The sequence below is a fragment of the Streptomyces sp. SS7 genome, from assembly GCF_037993025.1.
Taxonomy (GTDB): Bacteria; Actinomycetota; Actinomycetes; order Streptomycetales; family Streptomycetaceae; genus Streptomyces.
Window position 1 is genome coordinate 9781379 of record NZ_CP141223.1, and the last position, 18323, is coordinate 9799701.

Genomic DNA, 18323 nt, shown 5'->3' on the forward strand with positions numbered 1-18323 from the left:
TCACGGCGGCCGGGGCGGGGCGCTCGGCGAAGGAACGCCGGCCGGGGCACACCGGCAGCGCGTCCCCGGCTGCCGCAGTGCGGTCAGCCGCGAGGGGGACCGCGACGTGCAGAAGCCGCAATGCGCCGTCCCGCCCTCACGGCCTGGGCAGAACACGACGCTGCCTGTGCCGGCACGAGGCGGGCACAGGCAGCGCGGGGGAGGAGGGCGGCAGCCGGTCATCCCTCCGTGGCGGCACCGTCGAAACCGTCGGCGCTGTCACGGGTGCCGGGGGAGCGCCGCAGGAGGAAAGCGACCGATGCCGCACCCAGGAGGGCTGCTCCTGCTCCGGTGACGAGAGCGAGGTGCAGACCGGAGGCGAAGGCATCGCGGGCCTGATTGACCAGGGCGGCGTCGCCTGTCCTGGCGCCGACGATGTTGGCTGCGGCGAGGGATGAGCGAACTGCCTCAGCCACGTGGGCCGGGAGCCCCTCGGTGTCGAGAGTGTTGCGGTAGCCGGCGTTCAGCGCACTGCCGAGGACGGCGATTCCCAGGGCGCCGCCCAGTTCACGGGACAGGTCGTTCACCGCCGAGCCCACGTTTTGCAGGCGGGAGGGCAAGGCGTCGGTGATGGCCGCGGTGGCGGGCGTCATGGCCAGGCCCATACCGGCGCCCAGGAGAATGAGCCCCGTCACGATGAGCCGGTAGGAGCTCGTCTTGTCGAGCTCGGCGAGCACGCTCAGACCGACGGCGACGGCTGTCAGCCCTGCGATCCAGGGACGGCGAGCGCCGACGCGTGCTGCCAGTTTCGGGGACAGCCGGGCGCTCGGAATCATGGCGGCGGGCATGGGCAGCACACTCAGGGCGGCGATCAGCGCGCTGTCGCCTCGCACGAGCTGCAGGTACTGCATGACGACGAAGATGAACCCGAAGAACGCGAAGAACTGCAAGGTGATCGACAAAGTCCCGGCGGCGAACGGCCTGTTGCGGAAGAGCCGGGGATCCAGCAGAGGGCGGGGGTGGCGCAGCTCCCAGACGACGAAACCGGCGAGCACGAGGAATCCCGCCGTGATGCCGATCAGGGTGCGGGCGCTCGCCCAGCCCTGCTCGGGCGCCTGGATGACCGAGTAGACCAGAATTCCCAGACCGACGACCGTGAGCGTGGCGCCGACGGTGTCGATGCGCTGCTTGTTCGCTTCGGCCGACTCCGGCACGAAGACGTAACTGCCGACGAACGCCACGACCGCGAGAACGACGTTCACCCAGAAGACAGATCGCCAGGACCATGCTTCGAGCACGGCGCCGGAAGCCAGCAGGCCCAGTATGGCGCTCGCTCCCGCGACGGCCGCCCAGATGCTGACCGCACTTGCCCTCTGTTCACGGGGAAAGGTGCTGGTGATGGTCGAGAGTGTGGCGGGCATGACAAAGGCAGCCGCCACCCCCAGCAGAGCTCGCAGGGCGATGAGAACCCCGGGTTCCGAGGAGAACGCGGCCGCGACCGATCCGGCCGCGAACAGAGCGAGGCCGCTCAGCAAGGCCCGGCGCCGGCCGAACCGGTCGCCCAGAGTCGCCGCCAGCAGCAGAAGGGCGGCAAAGACCAGACTGTAGGCGTCGATGATCCACGACAGCTGCGTCTGACTCGCGTGGGTCTCACGGGCGATGTCGGGCAGGGCCACATTCAGCGATGCCATCGCCGAGACGACGGTTGCCAGAGCCAGGCATGTGACGGCCAGCACTGCGCCGTGACGCACCGCTTGGTGACCTTGTTCTGTGAGGCCTCGGTTCATGAGAGGCGTCCTTTCCCGCTGGACAGGTGCGCTGGTGCGATGGACGCCTCCATGGCGGATGCAGCCGCCATGGAGGCGCGGCGCAGCAGCAGCGCAGAGTTCATGACGCGCGAGCGCGCAGTGTGAGGGGGACCGGCGCCGACCGCTGCCGCCCCGGCACCGCAACGGGCTGCACCACGGAAGACGCCTCATGCCAACGTTTGTTGGCCAACCTCCGTTGACATTAACGCATCCAGAGGGATGGAAAGTCAACGAGCGATGGCCTACATTTGTTGGCATGACACCAGACAGCACAGAAGCTCCCCCCGGCCCCCGGCGCTCCGACCGCACCCGGACAGCGATCCTCGACGCCGCCCGCCAGCGCTTTGCCGCTCAGGGCTTCGAACGCACGACAATCCGGGCCGTCGCGGCCGACGCGGGCATCGACCCCTCCATGGTCATGCGCTACTACGGCAGCAAGGCCCAGCTCTTCGACGCCGCCCTCGACATCGACCTGCGCCTTCCCGACCTGTCCGCCACCCCGGCAGAGGAACGGGCCGAAGCCCTCGTGCGGCACTTCCTGCACCGCTGGGAGCACGAGGGCGCCGACGACGCGCTCCTGCTGCTTCTGCGCTCCGCCGTCACCAACGACCAGGCGGCACGCCGCATGCGGGAGATCTTCGCCGCCCAGGTCTCCCCGGCCCTGGGCCCCGCCAGCAAAGACAACGTCGGGCTGGTCTCCGCCCAGCTGCTCGGCCTCGCCCTCACCCGCTATCTGCTGCGCATCCCAGCCGTAGTGCGCATGACACCTGAAGAGATCGTCGCCGCCTACACGCCCGCCGTCCGGAGCATCCTCGAACCGCAGGCATCCGCCCATTGAACAGACAGATCAGACGACGGAACCGGTCAAAGCCCCAGGCGGTGCCGCCGGCCACCTCGTGTCCACCACCGCGGGGCTGAAGCCGCGAGCGGTCAGGTCGCCTGCCTGTGCGGCGGCCTTCACGGCGGGACCGTGCTTCCTGCGCAGTCCAGTCCAGTCCAGTGCTGTCGGCCGGCCCAGTGCATGACCGGCCGCCCGTCCGTCGTGACACGCTTGCCCTCGCCCGTACTCCGGCGGTGATCTGGGCGCCACCGGGTGCCGTCCGCGACGCGGTGCACCTTGCGTATCCGGGTGGTGGGTCCGGCATCGCCTGCACGGTGGGGCCAGATCAGCGGCGGGCTTCCTGATACGTCGCTGCCGGACGCGATCGGCACAGCGCGGCCGCGGCCGCCTACCACGCTGCAGAATCACGCGATCTGCGTTTCAGACCGACTGGGCGCCTCGTATGTCTGAGATCAGGGCCAGCGCCTCCTGCGAGACGTATGGCCAGCCCTCGGCCTCCCGGATGGGCAGGCATTACTCATCTCCGGTTCCCCGGCTCACGGTTGACTGACCCTGCTTGCCCGAGCAACCGGAGCAGTGCCAGAGGCAGGCAAGTTCGCGGTGAGGGAGGGCCACCCGCCCGGAACACCTCTCAGTGCGGGGCCCGGACTCCGGCCGCTCCCGATGTCAGCGGGCCGCTGGGACGGCAGGGCGGCCGGTACCCGTTGCACGGCGCCGCGCGATGGCTGATCCCGCCCGCAGCACTGCACGACATCCGGCTGTGCCGCTCGGCCACCCGCCCGGCAGGCAGTAACCACCTCCGCTGCGGCAGAACAGCATCACAGAAAGAAGAAGATCAGCACGATGAACAAGCTCATAGGCCCCCTGTGCGCAGTGTCGGCAGCCGTTGTTCTGGCGGTCATGCCCACTGCGGCACAGGCAGACGGGATCGAAGACGGCGCCCCCCTGGCGGCCGCCGAGAACGAGATCATCGACCAACTCGCGGCACTGGGCTGGCCGGGCCAGGACCCGGAGAACTTCTACCCCGGTGCCGGCGCCCACGCGGACTCCGCCACAGCCACGGTCGTCTGGGGCACGCCCGGCGATCCCAGCTCCTATCAGGTCGAGGCCAAGTGCGCGCAGTTCCTCACCGCCTCGCTGAAACATGCCTACTCCTGGGCCACCGACGCGTGGTTCACCTCCGGTATCGGCTTCCGCAGCCCGACCTCGGAGCAGTACTACGACGCCTTCACCGACACCTCCGCCGGCGGCGCGCTCGACGACATGAGCGATCACGTCAACCGCCCCTCCGCACAGCGGGTCAGCGACCTGCACGCGGGTTCCGTCATCGCGGTGAAGTACCTGGACGGCTCGGACGGGGGAGCTACCGGGCACATGATGGTCGTGCAGTCCGTGGCACCGTTCGAGCGCGACGGCAACAGCGCCACCCAGGAGTACGCGGTCAGGGTCTCCGACAGCACCTCCGCCCCGCACGGCGTCGCCTTCTCCTCCAAGACGTCGACGCACTGGGCGTTCCGGGACACCCGGGTCGAGGGCTCTCCGGGACTTACCACGAAGGAATGGAGCGGTGCCGGCCGGGGAACGATCTTCATCCAGGCCGACGCCCTCACCGGCAAGCCGACCGGTCACTGGTGGGGCCGCAACGAGGCCGCGTTCCACACCGTCGCCGACCGGCCCATGGTCTTCGTCGACATCACCCGCTGAGCCTGCAGGGCGGCGGCAGCGGCGCTCACCGCCGCGGCCGCCGCCCCCGGCCGCCCGCTGGGCGCCGGCAAGGCGTGACCTGGGCTGTGTGAGCACCTGCGTGCCGCACGAGGCTCTGAGGCCCGTGACATTCAATGGCGATGAATAAACCTCGTGGACGTCCGCGTGGAGGCTCCGACGCCAAGGAGAGGATTCTGGCGGCGGCGAAGACGGCGTTCCTGCGGCACGGCTACAACGCGACGACGATGCGAGCCGTTGCCTCGGCAGCCGGCGTGGACCCGGCCCTGATCAGCTATCACTTCGGCTCCAAGCAAGGGTTGTTCGCTGGGGCGATGGCGCTCGGGATCAGCCCGGGCCAGGTGATGGCCCGCGTCCTCGAGGGTGATCCCGGGCAGATGCCCGAACAGATCATCCGGGCTGTCCTGGCCGTATGGGATGATCCGGAACTCGCTGGTCCGCTGACGCTGCTGGTCACCCAGGCCCAGCGGGACCCGGCGCTCATGCGCGCGTTCCGCGAGTACGTCGAGCGGGAACTGACCGCCCGACTGGCGCAACACATCGGCGGAATTGACGCCGCGGAACGAGCGGGGGCCGTGCTGACGACGACTCTCGGACTGACCTTCAGCCGTTACGTTCTCAGGCTGAACCCGATGGCCGCCATGGACTCCGAGCGGATCATCGGCCTCCTGGCTCCAGGACTTGGTGCACTTCTCCCTCCGGCCCGATCCGCCGATGAATGAGAGAGCCGGGGCGGGAGCCGGCGCAATCCAGGACGCCGCCGCCCGCCCGTAGGCCGCGAGAAGCACGGCGTGACGCCCGGCCCGGACGGTCCGTTGCGCCAACGGCTCCTCTCGCTCGGCCCGGCCGTGGCGCCGATGGCCGCACTGATGCCGTGGGCGATGGCGAACGCGCTGGTCACCGCAGCTTCCACCCTCCTGTGTGCAGAACTGCGCGCACGTTTCACCTTCCAGGCCGGTAGGCCTGCCCGATGGCGCGGCCACCGGCGGTCCGCCGGATCTGACGCGGCCGCCTACGTGATGACCTGTGCGGCGACGCTCCTCCCGCACCTGCCGTCGGCCGGCATGCCCAGCGAGCAGGCCGTCCGCCTCGGCGCTGGACAGCTCTGCCTCAGCGCCTCGGCCGAGTTCTCGTCCTCTTCGCCCTCGCGCATCCCTGCCGTCGCGCGCCCCTGAGGTGCGGTGACGGGAAAAAAATGAGTACCGATTACTCATTTCGGGATCTCGCGGGTGATCCATATTCATGCGCATGGGCTCTCCGCTCAGGGCGCCGTGCCGCGGTGAGCCGCTCGACGGGGCGGCCGCCGCGCCTTCCCGCCCACCGCTGTGCGGAAAGGCGCGATCCTTCAGGCGGGCGCGGCCTGTGGGTTGCGCGTGTTGTTCCGTTTCACGGGCACGCGACGCCCCGTCAGGGCTCCGGGGCGAGGCCCAGCATGCCACTCAGTTCACTCAGGCACTGTTCGTAGAGCGGTTGCATGTCGGTCAGGACGAAGTCCATCTGGTGAACCGCTTCGGGGGGCAGGCGCCGGTCGATCAGACGGGAGTACGCGTGCAGTTGTTCGGGCAGGCCCTGGGGCAGCGCGTCCAGTTCCGGCACCGGGAACGGACGGGTGTTCCACACCTCGACGATCATGTCGATGAAGACGTTCTCGAAGCGCAGGCCGGCCTGGTGCCGGGCGGAGTCGGGCTGGTGCTGCGTGCCGCTGACGGGGCTGGCGAAGATCCACTCGAACTCGGCGGGATGGGATACGGCCCAGGCGCGCATCGCGCGGCACGCGCCCAGGAACCGGTCCGCGGGCGGGGCGCCCGTGCGCTTAGATCACCAGCGGCCGCGGCCACCACTGACCGCGTACGTATGACGGCCCACCGGTGGCCGGCCCGAGGCCGGCGCCCCCACCAGCCGCAGGCCCGCCCGCCAGGCCGCCGGCCGTCGCACGACATGCCACGAAACGGGGGCAGCCGGCCGACGGCAGGCCTGGTCAGCAGGCCTGCCGACCACCCGGTGTCCTCGGCCCGTCGTGCCCCGCCGGCCGGATACTGCCGAGCGGCTTGCCCTCCCGTACGTCCGGGAAGGAAACCGGCAGGTCGACGTCACCGGACCCCCGCAGGCCGATGCACACGCACGGCATCGCCTCGATGCGTTCGCGCTGGCGAGGGCTGCGACGAGGCGGCCCGGGGCCTATTCCCGCGCAAGCCGGAACTCGGCCATGAGCAGCCCGGGTGCCCGCTCGACGGTGCCGACACGGGTGAAGCCGAGACGCTCATAGAGAGCGATGGCCGGACGATTGTCCGCGCCCGTGCTGACCAGCGCCTGCCCGGTGGGCTCCAGCTCGGTCAACAGGTGATCGAGCAGTCTCAGAGCCAAACCACGGCGAAACCATGCCGGGTCGACGCACACCCGGTCGATATCGATGCCGTTTCCTCCGGCCAGGCGCTGCCAGGCAACGAAGGCGGCAAGGTCACCGTCACGCGTCGTCATCCCGAGCCAACGCAACGGCTGGGCCCGCATCTCTTCCAGGCTCTCCACGAGAGCGGGTATTCCGTCGAAACCGATCAGCGCGGCCTCGACTGCATACGACCGGCGGCCGGTCAGGTGCACCGCCGTCGCCGTCGCCATGTCCGTCACGTCCAGCTCGCTGACGAACACAGCCGGAGCGCATTCACTGCCCCCGTGCCGCTCGAGATGAGACTCGACTCTGCTGTATGAACGCATGACATGCCTTGCCGTAGAGGTCTGAAGGTCAGCGACAAGCGTGTGTCGCGGCCGCCGTGCAGCACCTGAGCAAGAGGCACTCATGTGCCCACGACTCGCCGCTGCGCAGCCGACCATCCGGTGTCCGACTGCAGCCCCGCACCCCCGGGTTGGTGACGACCGTGGCGATGCCGGACCGAAACGCGGTGCCGCCGTTGGCTTTTGCGGACAGGCCCTCTGAATGTCAGAGGGAGGACTCGATCAGCTGCCGGCCGTCGGCGTGCGTGGTGCGACAGCCCGCAGCGAGTACATGATCGGCAGATAAGTGTCGCTGAAGGGGAACCGGTAGAGGCCGTCGGCGCCTCGAGGCAGGATGTGGCGGCCGTCGGATTCCGTCTCGGTGTGCTCTGCCAGCCGCTCCACAACCAGGCCCGCCGAAGCGGCGGCCGTCACGATCTCACCGACCGAGTAGGGGAACTGCACCGTCTGCTGCGGCGCTGTCACAACGCTCGGATCTGCATACGTGCCGGTGAGAGCGGCGTACTGAGCCTCGCCGCCGCCGTAGGGCCAGTCGGCTACGAAGGGTTCGAAGCTGAGGACGGTCTGGAAGACCGGATGAATGTCCACCAGGACCAGCCGGCCTCCTGGCCTGAGCGCCCGCGCGGCCCCCCGCATCCACGCGCCGACATCCGCGATCCAGGACAACACGCCATACGTGGCGACGACGACGTCGAACCCGGCCGCAAGGCTGTCGGGCAGGCGCTGGGCGTCCGCCATGACGAAGTCCGCGACCAGTCCCGCCTTTTCGGCGAGGGCCCGGGCACGGGCGATCGCTACGGGGGAGAAGTCGACTCCGGTGACCCTCGCGCCCAGGCGGGCCCAGTTCAAGGTGTCCATGCCGAAGTGGCAGTGCAGGTGGAGCAGATCCTTGCCCGCTACGTCACCGGCCAGTTCACGCTCGATGCTGCGCAGCGTCTGCTGACCGCCGAGAAACGCCTCCACGTCGTAGGACTGATCGGTTGCTGTCATGCCGTGGGTTTCGGCCCAGGAATCCCAAAGCGCCCGGTTGGCGGCAAGCCCCTCAGCGTGCCCGTCCCTGCGCGCGTCGGCTTCCTCAACGCCGAAGTCGTCCTGTACAGCCATCGCGAACCTCCTGTTCCGGGCCGCACTCGCATGCGGCCCCCACGTCGGGATTCTCCAGGACGCAGGAGCACCCCCACATGAGTAGGAGGTACTCGGCTGGAGCCAGAAGCTGCTTGCCCGGACGTGCCAAGCCCGCCGGTGCGGAGAGTCGGCCCCCACACGCGCCGCGCCCTCGAAGACCGTCCCTGTGACCGGCCTCGTTCCGGGTTTGAGTACCGCTTGCTCAGTCGCCCCAAAGCTGCGCGGCGTCTCCTGGAAGAGTCACACAGCAGCTCTCCGAGGCCGTGATCACCATGACTTGCACCGCACCTCCCACCGCCGCCGGCACGACAGACGACTCCTTCGCCCCCACCGCGACCCGACCTTCCGCGCCGGCTCGGACCGCCGACGCGTGGAGGCTGTCGCTGCAGTGCGGCCCGCCGGCGCCCGCGACCGCGCGCCGCGAGGCCCGCAGGGTGATGCACGCCTGGGGAGCCGACGAGGAAACCGTGGACGACGCCCTGCTGGTCGTCTCGGAGCTGGTGACCAACGCGGTGCAGTACGCCGAGCCGCCCGTCGCCGTGTCCCTGTGCTTCTTCGACGACCGGGCGATCCTGGTCGCGGTCACCGACGGCGGCCCCCGCCCCGAGGACCAGCACGACGACGACCGCCCCGCCGACGAACACGGGCGCGGCACCTTCATCGTGGACGCCGTCGCCGTAGGCGCCGGCGACGTCACCGGGCGGGACGGACGGATCAACCACTGGGCAGTCATAGGGCCCTCAGCGCTGTGACGGTGTACGGCCAGAACGATGTCCGGCCCCGCCGGGACAACGGCGATCGTGGCATTGAGCGCTCTTTCGCCCCCGGAATGCATCTCGCCCCGGTGAGCGGAACCGGCGCCGCACTTTTGGCCGTCGTCATGTCTTTGCTCCGCCGTGCGGCCAAAGTCCGTACGGACGCAGGCGAGCACAGCGCAACCGGCGAGGACCGTGTCGTGATCAGTATGCCGACGCGGTAGCCGGCCGCCCGTCCACCCGGTAGAGCACACCACCCCGGAGATCCGCGCCGAGCACCCAGGAGGACAGCGATGCACGAGCCGCTGAAAGCAGTAGCCCTCACCGCAGCCGTAGCCGGCGTGCTGCTCGCCGCTCCCATCGGCTCGATCGTCGTGGCCAGGGCGGCAGCCCCGGTCCTGGTGGACGACAGCGCCGTAGTCACAGACGCAGAGCACGAGATCAACGAGCGCCCCGGCGGCACCGGCTGCCCGGATGACAACGCGGACGAATCCCCTCTCCGCGCGGTCGGCCACCCGGAGGGCACCACGGGAACGGTCACGTGGGGCACGGTCAGGGAAGACATGATCGTCATCCGCCCGGGCACTGAGACCGCTCCGCCCGACGGCTGCTGGTGGGGTTCCGACGAGGCTCCTCCGCCTACGGCCGGCGAACGATCCATGACGTTCGTCGACGTCACCCGGACCGAGTGATCCGTCCCCCAGCGCATGACGGCCGTGCAGAGGCTTCAGGCCGGCGCCGAGCGCCGGGGGCGTCCCCCCGTCGGCTCGCCAGATGACCGTTACGACCTGACAAGGATGACCGACCCATGACTCTCGTCACGCTCAACGACCTGCACACGGCCCGTCAACGCCTGGAGCCAGTGATCTCCCGTACGTCGCTGCTCAGGGCTCCATGGGCCTCCTGCGACCATCGGTCTCTCTTGCTGAAACCAGAAAACCTGCAGATCACCGGCTCGTTCAAGATACGTGGCGCATACAATCGACTGTCGCGGATGTCCGAGTCGCAGAAGACCCGCGGCGTCATTGCACGCTCGAGCGGGAACCACGGCAAAGCACTTGCCTACGCGGCCCGGCAGGAAGGCGTGAAAGCAACGATCGTCATGCCCTCCACGGCCGCCAAGGTGAAAATCGGCGGGGTCCGGGAGTACGGGGCCGATGTGCGCTTTGCTTCCCCCGAGCAGTGCCCAGCCCTCACTGAGCAGCTGGCCGCGGAACACGGCTATGCGATCGTGCCGCCCTTCGACGACCTGGACATCATCGCGGGCCAGGGGACGGTCGGCCTCGAGATATCCGACGAAGCCGTGGCTGCGGTACTAGACATCGGCACGGTGCTGGTGCCCGTCAGCGGAGGCGGACTGATCTCAGGAGTCGCCGCTGCACTGAAGCTCACACACCCCGGCATACGGGTGGTGGGCGTCGAGCCGGAGCTGGCGGCGGACGCCGGAGAAAGCCTGCGCGCCGGCCGGCGCGTGACCTGGCCCATTGAGCGTGTCAGCCGGACCATCGCCGACGGACTGCGCATGACAACCGTGGGGGAGCACACCTTCGAGCACATGCACGTTTTCGTCGACGACATCATCACCGTCACCGAAGAGGAGATCTGCTCGAGCGTGGCCCTTCTGGCACGGCGCGCGGGCATGATCGTCGAACCGTCCGGGGCCGTCACCACGGCGGCGTACCTCTACCACGAGCGCGACCTCCCCACTGCCGGGGGACACGTGGCGGTGATCAGTGGAGGCAACGTCGATCCCGACCTGTTCGAACAGCTGCGCAAAGAAGCCCCGTTGCCCTTCCAGACGTGCCGCAGGCGAAACAAGGCCGAGGACGAAGCAGAGCACTGAGACCACCTTCCACGCAGTGAGGCGGACGAGCCGTGGGCACCACACCCCTGCCGCGCGCGGCCCAGGATGAGCACCCATTACTCAAGCGCCCTTGCACTCCGGTGCACAGGATGAGCGCACGAGGTACACGTGCGTTCCTCATCCGATCAATGCGAAAGCCCCCAGATATCACCTAGGAGCAGGAGAAATAAGCAGAATGAGAAGGATCATAATCGCAGCGTGGGCGGCCTGCGCCGTCGTGGCTATGCCCTCGCTGGCGCATGCCGCCCCCGGGGACGGCCCGTCGGACGGACACCGCATGCCCACCGCGGCCAGCCGGAACATGGACCCGGGCGGCGGGGGCGGGTGACCGTGCCGCCGATGGCCAGAGGTTTGGAAGCACCGGGGCGAGCACGGCGCGGACGAAGATATGACCGGCCGACGTCGTTGATTTCTCGTGTGGTTGGTTACGCGCAGAACAACGCCGACCGCATAAGACGTCCACATCGTCGTGGCAACCGTCTTTGACGTGCCGGCGACTGGCCCGCCGGCTCTTGGTTTACGGCCGATGGGCGTGCTGGGCTGAGACGAGGGTGTCACCCCGTTCTTCTCGGCACGCCTTCGCCTGAACCCCGCCCCCACATGTTCGACAGACTTCGTCATGCCGCCCCCGACAACACTTGTCCCGCAACCCGCCCCGTTCCCGCCTGCTGCGGTCTCAACTGGTTGTTCCGATTCGGCGCGACGGAGTCTTGGACCGTCAGCCATTCTGCGGGTCTGGAGAAGTCGACGCCCGCACAAGCCCAGCTAGGCATGGCCCAACGACAAGCGTAGGACCTCGCTCAGGTTACAGACATAATATTCCGTGTGATGCTACAGAAAAGCCGCTGGCAGCAGCACATCAGGCGAAGCTCCGCTGCCCGTGCAAAGACGATGCCGAGGCTCACGACGCCGGATCTCCCGCCTCTCGATCAGCATGCCGCTCATGCAGTCCGGTAGCATTGTCCGACCGGTCGCCCCTTGAGGGAGCAGTCGAATGCAGGGCTGGGCAGACAGATGGCCGCTCATCGGGCGACAGTCATTCATGGATTCCTTCGCCCGGGACCTGTCCGACGGACACACCCGGGGCTGGATGATCTGCGGGCCGGCTGGGGTGGGGAAGACCCGCCTGGCTGATGAGTTTCTGGAACTGGCAACCGCCCAGAGCGGACGACGCACCGCGAGGGCCGCAGCCGGCAAGGCTGCCGGGCAGGTACCCCTCAGCGCGATCGCCCACCTGCTGCCCCCGGACATCGACCTGGCAGACCCGGTCAGCGGCTTCCGAGCCGTCGCCCGGACCATGGCCGCAGAGCCAGGCAAGCCCACCGTGGTCTTCGTCGACGACATGCACCATCTGGACAGCTCATCAGCCGTCCTGCTCGGACAGCTCCTGGACTCCCAAGTCATCGTCCTGGTCGGCACCGCCCGCACTGGTGAACCAGTCAGTGACGCTGTCGAGGCCCTGCTACGACGCGGGGACCGCATCCGCCGCATCGACCTGTCCCACATGGACCGCACCCAGGTCGAGACACTCGTCCAACGCGTCCTCGGCGGCCTCGTCGGCCGCCGCACCCTGCACGCGCTGTACACCGCAAGCGGTGGAAACGTCCTCTTCCTGAAAGAACTCGTCCTGGGAGCCGTCGAATCAGACACCCTCAGCCTCAACGGCGAAGTCTGGGAAATCCCCGATCACTGGCTCGCCGTCACCCCCCACCTCAACGACCTGATCACCGCCAAGATCGCAGCCACCCCGCCCGCAGCGCTCCCGCTCCTGCAAGCCCTCGCCCTCTGCGGCCCCCTGTCCGTGACCGACGCCGCCTCTCTCATCGACCACGCCCACCTGGCCGAAGTCGAGAGCTCGGGCATCATCCAGGTCACCACACACGGCCGAAGAATCACCATCGCGCTGTCCCACCCCCTGTACAGCGAAGTCATAGCCGCCGGCATCTCACCCCTCCAGCGCTACGACCTGGGTCTCCGACTGGCCGAGCGTCTCGAAACCCACGGACTCCGACGCCGCGACGACGCCCTGCACGTCGCTTCCTGGCGACTGGCAGCCATCGGCACCGCCGACCCCGCCCTCCTGGCCCAGGCCGCAGCCATCGCGATGAACGCCAACGACAACGAACAGGTCATCCAACTGCTCACCGCGATCAAACCGGACCAGCACACGCTGCAGACCCGGATCCTACTGGGCCGAGTGCTGACATACACCGGCCGCCTGGAACGCGCCGAAGAGGTCCTCGCCGAAGCCGACGCCCACGCCCGCGACGATCAGGAGAAGATCACCGCAGTAACCGCCCGGAGCATGAATCTGTTCTGGTCCAGCCCCCAACTCGACCGAGCACTCTCCGTGTGCGCTGACGCCCGCACAGCGCTGCGCAGCCGGACGGCGAAGCAACAGCTGCATTTCATGGAAGGGGCCATGCAGGCCGTCTCCGGTCTACCCGAGGACGGGCTCCAACTGCTCGACAGCCTCCCCGGAGCCCCGCATCAGGAGAGCCCTGACATCTGGCTGCTGGCGGCGACGACGAAAGCCGTGGGCCTGGCCGCTGTCGGCCGCGTGGCCCAGGCCCGGGCCCTGGCCGAGCACGGGCACAGCATGCACCAGGCGATCGGTGGAGGAACGCTCCTTCCCCATCCCGCCATCCAACTGGCGCCGCTCGCGCTGGCCCTCTCGGAGTCCGGTCTGATCAGCGAGGCCCGCGAAACCTGCCTGAGCGCTTTCGACACCCTTCAGGATTCACCCTCCCCCCTCGCGCGCCAATGGCTCGCCTACTTCATCGCACGAACGGAATGGCTGGCCGGCCACCCCTCCAGCGCCCGCCGCTGGTACGCGGAAGCCGCCGCCATCGCACGTACGCACCAGCACACCAGGACCACCAGGCTCTACGTATCGGGTCTGATCGCCTGCGCGGCACTGACCGGCGACACGGACACAGCCGAGTCCCTGCTCCCGGAACTCGAACAGCACGCACCGAGCGGTTTCATGGCCGGCGAGGAGACTCTCGGCACTGCCTGGCTCCACGCGGCCCAAGGCAAGCTCAGCCGCGCCCGCGACGTCCTGCACACTGCGGCCGACGACGCTCGCCGCACCGGCCACACCCTGTCCGAGGTCCTTCTGCTCACCGACATCGCACGCCTCGGTGACGCCTCGAGCGTCCAGCGCCGCCTCACCGAACTCGCGACCCAGTGCGACGGAGCCCTCACCCACACCCGCGCACAGCTGGCAACCGCCCTCGCCGACAACGACCCCGGCCGCCTCATGGAGTGCTCACACGCCTTCCAGCAAATGGGCTCGCCCATCCTCGCCGCAGAAGCCGCAGCCGCAGCCGCCGGCGCCTGGACACGCCAGGGAGACCCCCGCAAAGCCACCGCCGACGCCGCTCGCGCCACAGCCCTCGCGGCCCAATGCGAAGATGCCCGGACCCCGCTCCTGTCAACACTCGGCGCCTCATCCGTCCGCCTGACCAAACGCGAACAAGAGATCGCCCTGATGGCCGCCGCCGGGAGCTCCAGCAAAACGATTTCCCAACACCTCACGCTTTCTGTCCGTACCGTCGACAACCATCTCCAGCACATCTACCTCAAGCTCGGCGTACGCACCCGGGCCGACCTCGCGAAAGCCCTCGAATACCAAGCGGCCCGTCACCCGACATCACCTGGAATGTGACCGAGCCTTTCGTCGCCGAATCAGTCAGACCAGGCCTGGGCGGCACCTCGGCCCACAGCGCTGCGTCGATCCGCGATGCTGTACAACGCTTGCTGCTGCGGTCATACAGGCGGGACAGCGCGACCTTCCGTACGGGACAAGGCGAGCCCTCGCCGGGCGGCTGACAGGGTGGGATGTTCGCTGGTGACGTGCGGAGTGAGGAGGGCGATGGCCCGGGCGTAGTGCAGGACAGCTTGGTCGAAGGCGTCGCACTGGCGATAGGCGGTGGCGAGGTTGACCAGTGTAGTGGCGAGCTCGGGATGGGAGTCGCCGAGGAGGCGTGCTTTGAGGGCGAGAGCGCGGGTGTAGCCGTCGATGGCGGCAGTGCGGTTGCCTCGACGATGCTGGAGGGCGGCGAGGTTGTGTGTGGTGACGGCGATCTCGTAGTGCTCGGCGCCGTGGACGCGGTGGAAGACGCTGAGGGCGGCGCGCAATTGAGTTTCCGCATCGCCCGAGCGGCCGCAGCCCTCCAGGAGAGCGGCCCAGGCGGCCCGGTCGGCCGCGACGAGCAGGTGGCCGGGACCGTGCAGGCGGGTGCGGATGCCCACCGAACGTGCGGCCCAGGGCTCGCCCTCATGGTGGGTGCCGCGGGCGTGGGCCAGGCCACCCAGGTTGTGGCACAGGGTGGCGACGGTGTCGTGGTCACTTCCGTAGGTGTTTTCGCAGATGTTCAGAGCCCGCAGATAGAGGGCCCGGGACCGGTCGAAGTGGCCGGTGTACTTGCCCAGAACGCCCCATTCGTTGCACACCGCGGCCACCTCCGGGCAGTCGGCGCCGTAGGTGTGTTCTGCGGCGCAGAGGGTCAGGGCCAGCAGAATTCCGGCGCGTCGGTAGTCGCCGTGTTTGCGCCAGTGGCGGGCCAGCTCGAACCTGGGCGTCCAAATGCCCGGTGGAGTCGTGACGGCGGCCAGCGATGGCGGCCCGCAGGGCGGCTTCGGCCGGCTCGGTTTCCCTGGATGGAGTCACGACGCTGATTCCTTCGGCACGGGGTGCGGCGGCACGGCGACCGGAATGCGCATGAGCGGTGCCGGCAAGAAGCGGCCTCTGTGGTACCAGAGGTGACCTGCGGTCAGCGCCAGGGCGGCGGCGCAGAGGGGGAAGAGAGCGCGCAGAGCGCCGACGGCGAGCAAGGCGCTGGTGGTGGCGGCACCGATGGCGAAGCCCCCGGTCCAGGCGAGCATGTGGGCGCCGTTGTAGCGTCCGAGCAACGCAGCCGGAGCGATGTCATTGACAAGTGTGGGCGGCACCGGGCTGAACAGAGTCCCGCCCACGGCGAGGACCGCCGCCGCGGCGGCGAGGACTACCGGCGAGGGGTGGGAAACGGAGATGACGGTCCAGGCGAGGGCCATGCACATGAGTGCGGCTGCCAGAACACCGGCCCGGCTCCGTCCAGGCAGCCGACGCTGGACGGGAATCTGCAGGATTGCGCTGGTGACCATGAATGCGGCAAACATCCAGCCCAAATCGGCTTGCACACCGGCGGCGGTGGCAAGGGTGGGAAGCCCGATCTGCAGCTGGGCGAATCCGGTGGCGACGGTGAAGGCCACCAGAAGGCATATCCGACGCAGAACCGGGTCCGCCGTCAGTGTGGCGTACCTGCCGCGCTGACCCGCGGTCCTGGCGGTGGCCGACTCCTTCTCCCTCGAGTCCGCAGGCCGGGGTGAAGAAGTGATCCGTACCGCGACGAGCAGGGCGAATCCGGCGAAAGAGAGGGCATCCAGGACGTACAGCAGTCTCAGCCCGCTGCCGGTGCCCAGCACGACGAGCGTGAGCGAGGCGGCTGCGGCGCCCAGAGCACCCCCGAGGTTGACGGCCGTGTTGCGCCAGGCGAATGCCGCCTGGCGCAGAGGCCCTGGTGCCGCCTGGGCCAGCATCGCGTCCAGGGCTGGGGCCAGTACGGTGTAACCGGCCGTGTGGGCGAGCACCGCCGCGGCGCCCGGCAGCGGACTGGTGGCGGCTGCCATCCACACCGAACACACCGCAGTCACCACCAATGCGGTGACAACGACCGCCTTCGCCCCGATCCGGTCGCACAGAGCGCCCCCGAGGGTGGCACCGGCCAGCGCCATGACGGCCCGTACGACGAGCAGCAGACTGACGACTCCGATCGGGGTGTGGCATGCGTCGTGCAGATAGACCAGCAGAAACGGGATGGTGGTACCTGACCCGATGCTGGACAGCAGCTCCCCGCCCACTACGACCCGCGCCGCCGAGGGAAGACGGAGTGTTCTTTCGGCGCGGGACGCAGGCCCGACTCGGCGGCGGGCACGATCACGGATCGCTTCGGATATCGGCACTGCAGGGGCTCCTCACGGCCCCCCGCCGTCGGTGGCTGCCGCTGTCTTGCGGGACTGGGCCGGTGTCGGGGTGGGCCTTGTCATACAGGCAGGAAGGAGCGCTCGCGAGGAAGTCCTCGACAGTGGCGAAGGCGCGGTCAGGACTGCGCCCCCTCAGGTCGTCGCGGTCCTCCCGCCGGGCGACGTCCGCCAGGAAGTTTCTCGCTCCACAACTTGGCCGACTGCAGGATTGGGTCACTGCAGACGGAGCATCCGGTGGAATCGCCAGGCAGCACCAGCCGCTCAGGAACCATCAGATGCGCTCAGTGGCTGTCCACTTGGCTGGGAACGGATCGTGCTGGAGCAGTACCCGACGGTGGACCGCGCCCGCACTGCGGCTGTCAAGGAGGCAGCGTTCGGCGGCGGTGCACCGTCGATCCAAGCGGGCCCGGTGTCCGCCCGGAGGCGAGCAGGCTGAAGACGCGCAGCGCTTCCGGCCCCTTCATGAGGAACCGCACGTTGTGCCCCAGCGTCACCACTTCGCGACACCTGCCATAGCGCCCGTCGATCCGCGGTTGCAGCTAGAAAACGCGAGGGACGCCTCGGCCTGATCCCGAGCTGTGAACGTCGGCCGACGACGCCCCACACGCACGCAGTCGCAATCAGCAGACGATCACGACATGGTGGACCCCGTCGTCAGGTTGCCTGAGGCGAAGCCCAACTCGATGCTCTCGTCCACATCGGCGTCAACGTCGACGGGCAAGGTGATCTCGTTGTGGTTGTAGCTGCCCGTCTTGCTGGCCCAGATGATTCCGGCCTCGGCAACGTCCTTCATGGCATCTCCTGTTTCGTGTTCGCAGTTCCCGCGTGTACGCGGCGAAGTGGATGCATGCAATGTATGAGGGTGCCCAACGTCCTCGACTGAGTAATCAGTACTTCATTGCCCTACGGGGCCCACTCTGGACGGCGACCCGGCTCGGCCGCTGCTTGGCAGGGCTGCGCGTTGCGGCGCGCCCGGCCGAAGATCGGCGCTCGTTCAGTTGTGGGAGCGGCGCCGGCCTGCCGTTGGCCAGGCCTGTCGCGTCGGAAGCAGGTCGGCGTTCTTGTTCGCCAGCAGCGGCCAGACGGGCCGGGGGAGTTCCCTGAGATGTAAAGGACGTCACCAATGCGGCCACACCTCGAGCGGGGGAGACTCCGAACTCAAATCTTCCATAGTTTTGAATCCAAGGAAGCACCCCAACCGCACGCCTCAACCGCCCATCTGACAAGGCCTCAACAAGAAGGCCGACGGCCTCCGCTCTACCAGCCAGTGCCGGCCACGGAGTGGGCAGGTCCCTCAATTCACCTTGGGTGTAGTCAAGCTGCAGAGGAATCCAAAGTTGGGCACGATCGCGGAGCGATCGGGGCACACCTCTGATCCGCGGAGCGGATCGCGACCGGCCCCGGAGGGGCCGGGCCGCTGTCCGCGGAGCGGAGACGGGGGTACCGACGCGTAGCGTCGGCGCGTCGATCCT

General features: G+C 68.6%; 15 protein-coding genes. 8 read left to right on the forward strand and 7 right to left on the reverse strand.

Features of this window, described 5'->3' with window-relative positions:
* Positions 1 to 218: 218 nt before the first annotated feature.
* On the reverse strand, positions 219 to 1766 hold the full coding sequence (locus U5640_RS44050) for an MFS transporter (RefSeq protein WP_340373742.1): 1548 nt from the start codon (positions 1764 to 1766) through the stop codon (positions 219 to 221).
* Between the two features lie 277 nt (positions 1767 to 2043).
* On the opposite strand from U5640_RS44050, the gene U5640_RS44055 reads away from it, so the two are divergent.
* The 4 genes from U5640_RS44055 (at position 2044) to U5640_RS44070 (ending at position 5525) form a co-directional block, all read left to right on the forward strand.
* Positions 2044 to 2625, forward strand: a complete 582-nt coding sequence (locus tag U5640_RS44055) for a TetR family transcriptional regulator (protein WP_340373741.1) — start codon at positions 2044 to 2046, stop codon at positions 2623 to 2625.
* A gap of 903 nt (positions 2626 to 3528) precedes the next feature.
* Positions 3529 to 4332, forward strand: a complete 804-nt coding sequence (locus U5640_RS44060; protein ID WP_340373740.1) for a hypothetical protein — start codon at positions 3529 to 3531, stop codon at positions 4330 to 4332.
* 134 nt (positions 4333 to 4466) lie between these two features.
* Positions 4467 to 5072 carry a TetR family transcriptional regulator gene (locus U5640_RS44065; RefSeq protein ID WP_340373739.1) on the forward strand — a complete coding sequence of 202 codons (606 nt, stop codon included), beginning with the start codon at positions 4467 to 4469 and terminating at the stop codon, positions 5070 to 5072.
* A 69-nt stretch (positions 5073 to 5141) separates the two neighbouring features.
* Entirely contained in the window at positions 5142 to 5525 is a 384-nt protein-coding gene (locus U5640_RS44070) for a hypothetical protein (RefSeq protein ID WP_340373738.1), read from the forward strand.
* A gap of 232 nt (positions 5526 to 5757) precedes the next feature.
* Here U5640_RS44070 and U5640_RS44075 read toward each other — a convergent pair whose 3' ends face one another.
* The 3 genes from U5640_RS44075 to U5640_RS44085 form a co-directional block, all read right to left on the reverse strand.
* Positions 5758 to 6132: a TetR-like C-terminal domain-containing protein gene (locus U5640_RS44075; RefSeq protein WP_340384838.1), complete on the reverse strand. Its 375-nt coding sequence runs from the start codon at positions 6130 to 6132 to the stop codon at positions 5758 to 5760.
* A gap of 396 nt (positions 6133 to 6528) precedes the next feature.
* On the reverse strand, positions 6529 to 6996 hold the full coding sequence (locus U5640_RS44080) for a GNAT family N-acetyltransferase (RefSeq protein ID WP_340373737.1): 468 nt from the start codon (positions 6994 to 6996) through the stop codon (positions 6529 to 6531).
* A gap of 306 nt (positions 6997 to 7302) precedes the next feature.
* Positions 7303 to 8184 carry a class I SAM-dependent methyltransferase gene (locus tag U5640_RS44085; RefSeq protein WP_340373736.1) on the reverse strand — a complete coding sequence of 294 codons (882 nt, stop codon included), beginning with the start codon at positions 8182 to 8184 and terminating at the stop codon, positions 7303 to 7305.
* A gap of 293 nt (positions 8185 to 8477) precedes the next feature.
* Here U5640_RS44085 and U5640_RS44090 point away from each other — a divergent pair, with 293 nt between their 5' ends.
* The 4 genes from U5640_RS44090 (at position 8478) to U5640_RS44105 (ending at position 14494) form a co-directional block, all read left to right on the forward strand.
* Positions 8478 to 8957, forward strand: a complete 480-nt coding sequence (locus tag U5640_RS44090; RefSeq protein ID WP_340373735.1) for an ATP-binding protein — start codon at positions 8478 to 8480, stop codon at positions 8955 to 8957.
* 296 nt (positions 8958 to 9253) lie between these two features.
* Positions 9254 to 9652, forward strand: coding sequence for a hypothetical protein (locus U5640_RS44095; protein WP_340373734.1), 399 nt, complete (start codon positions 9254 to 9256; stop codon positions 9650 to 9652).
* A gap of 116 nt (positions 9653 to 9768) precedes the next feature.
* Entirely contained in the window at positions 9769 to 10803 is a 1035-nt protein-coding gene (locus U5640_RS44100; RefSeq protein ID WP_340373733.1) for a threonine/serine dehydratase, read from the forward strand.
* 1063 nt (positions 10804 to 11866) lie between these two features.
* On the forward strand, positions 11867 to 14494 hold the full coding sequence (locus tag U5640_RS44105; protein ID WP_340373732.1) for a LuxR C-terminal-related transcriptional regulator: 2628 nt from the start codon (positions 11867 to 11869) through the stop codon (positions 14492 to 14494).
* Positions 14495 to 14595: 101 nt separating this feature from the next.
* Here U5640_RS44105 and U5640_RS44110 read toward each other — a convergent pair whose 3' ends face one another.
* The 3 genes from U5640_RS44110 to U5640_RS44120 form a co-directional block, all read right to left on the reverse strand.
* The gene (locus U5640_RS44110) at positions 14596 to 15282 is read right to left on the reverse strand and encodes a tetratricopeptide repeat protein (protein ID WP_340373731.1); all 687 of its coding nucleotides are present in this window, start codon (positions 15280 to 15282) and stop codon (positions 14596 to 14598) included.
* Positions 15283 to 15495: 213 nt separating this feature from the next.
* The gene (locus U5640_RS44115) at positions 15496 to 16830 is read right to left on the reverse strand and encodes an MFS transporter (RefSeq protein WP_340373730.1); all 1335 of its coding nucleotides are present in this window, start codon (positions 16828 to 16830) and stop codon (positions 15496 to 15498) included.
* Positions 16831 to 17482: 652 nt separating this feature from the next.
* On the reverse strand, positions 17483 to 17644 hold the full coding sequence (locus U5640_RS44120; protein WP_340373729.1) for a hypothetical protein: 162 nt from the start codon (positions 17642 to 17644) through the stop codon (positions 17483 to 17485).
* Between the last annotated feature and the right edge of the window lie 679 nt (positions 17645 to 18323).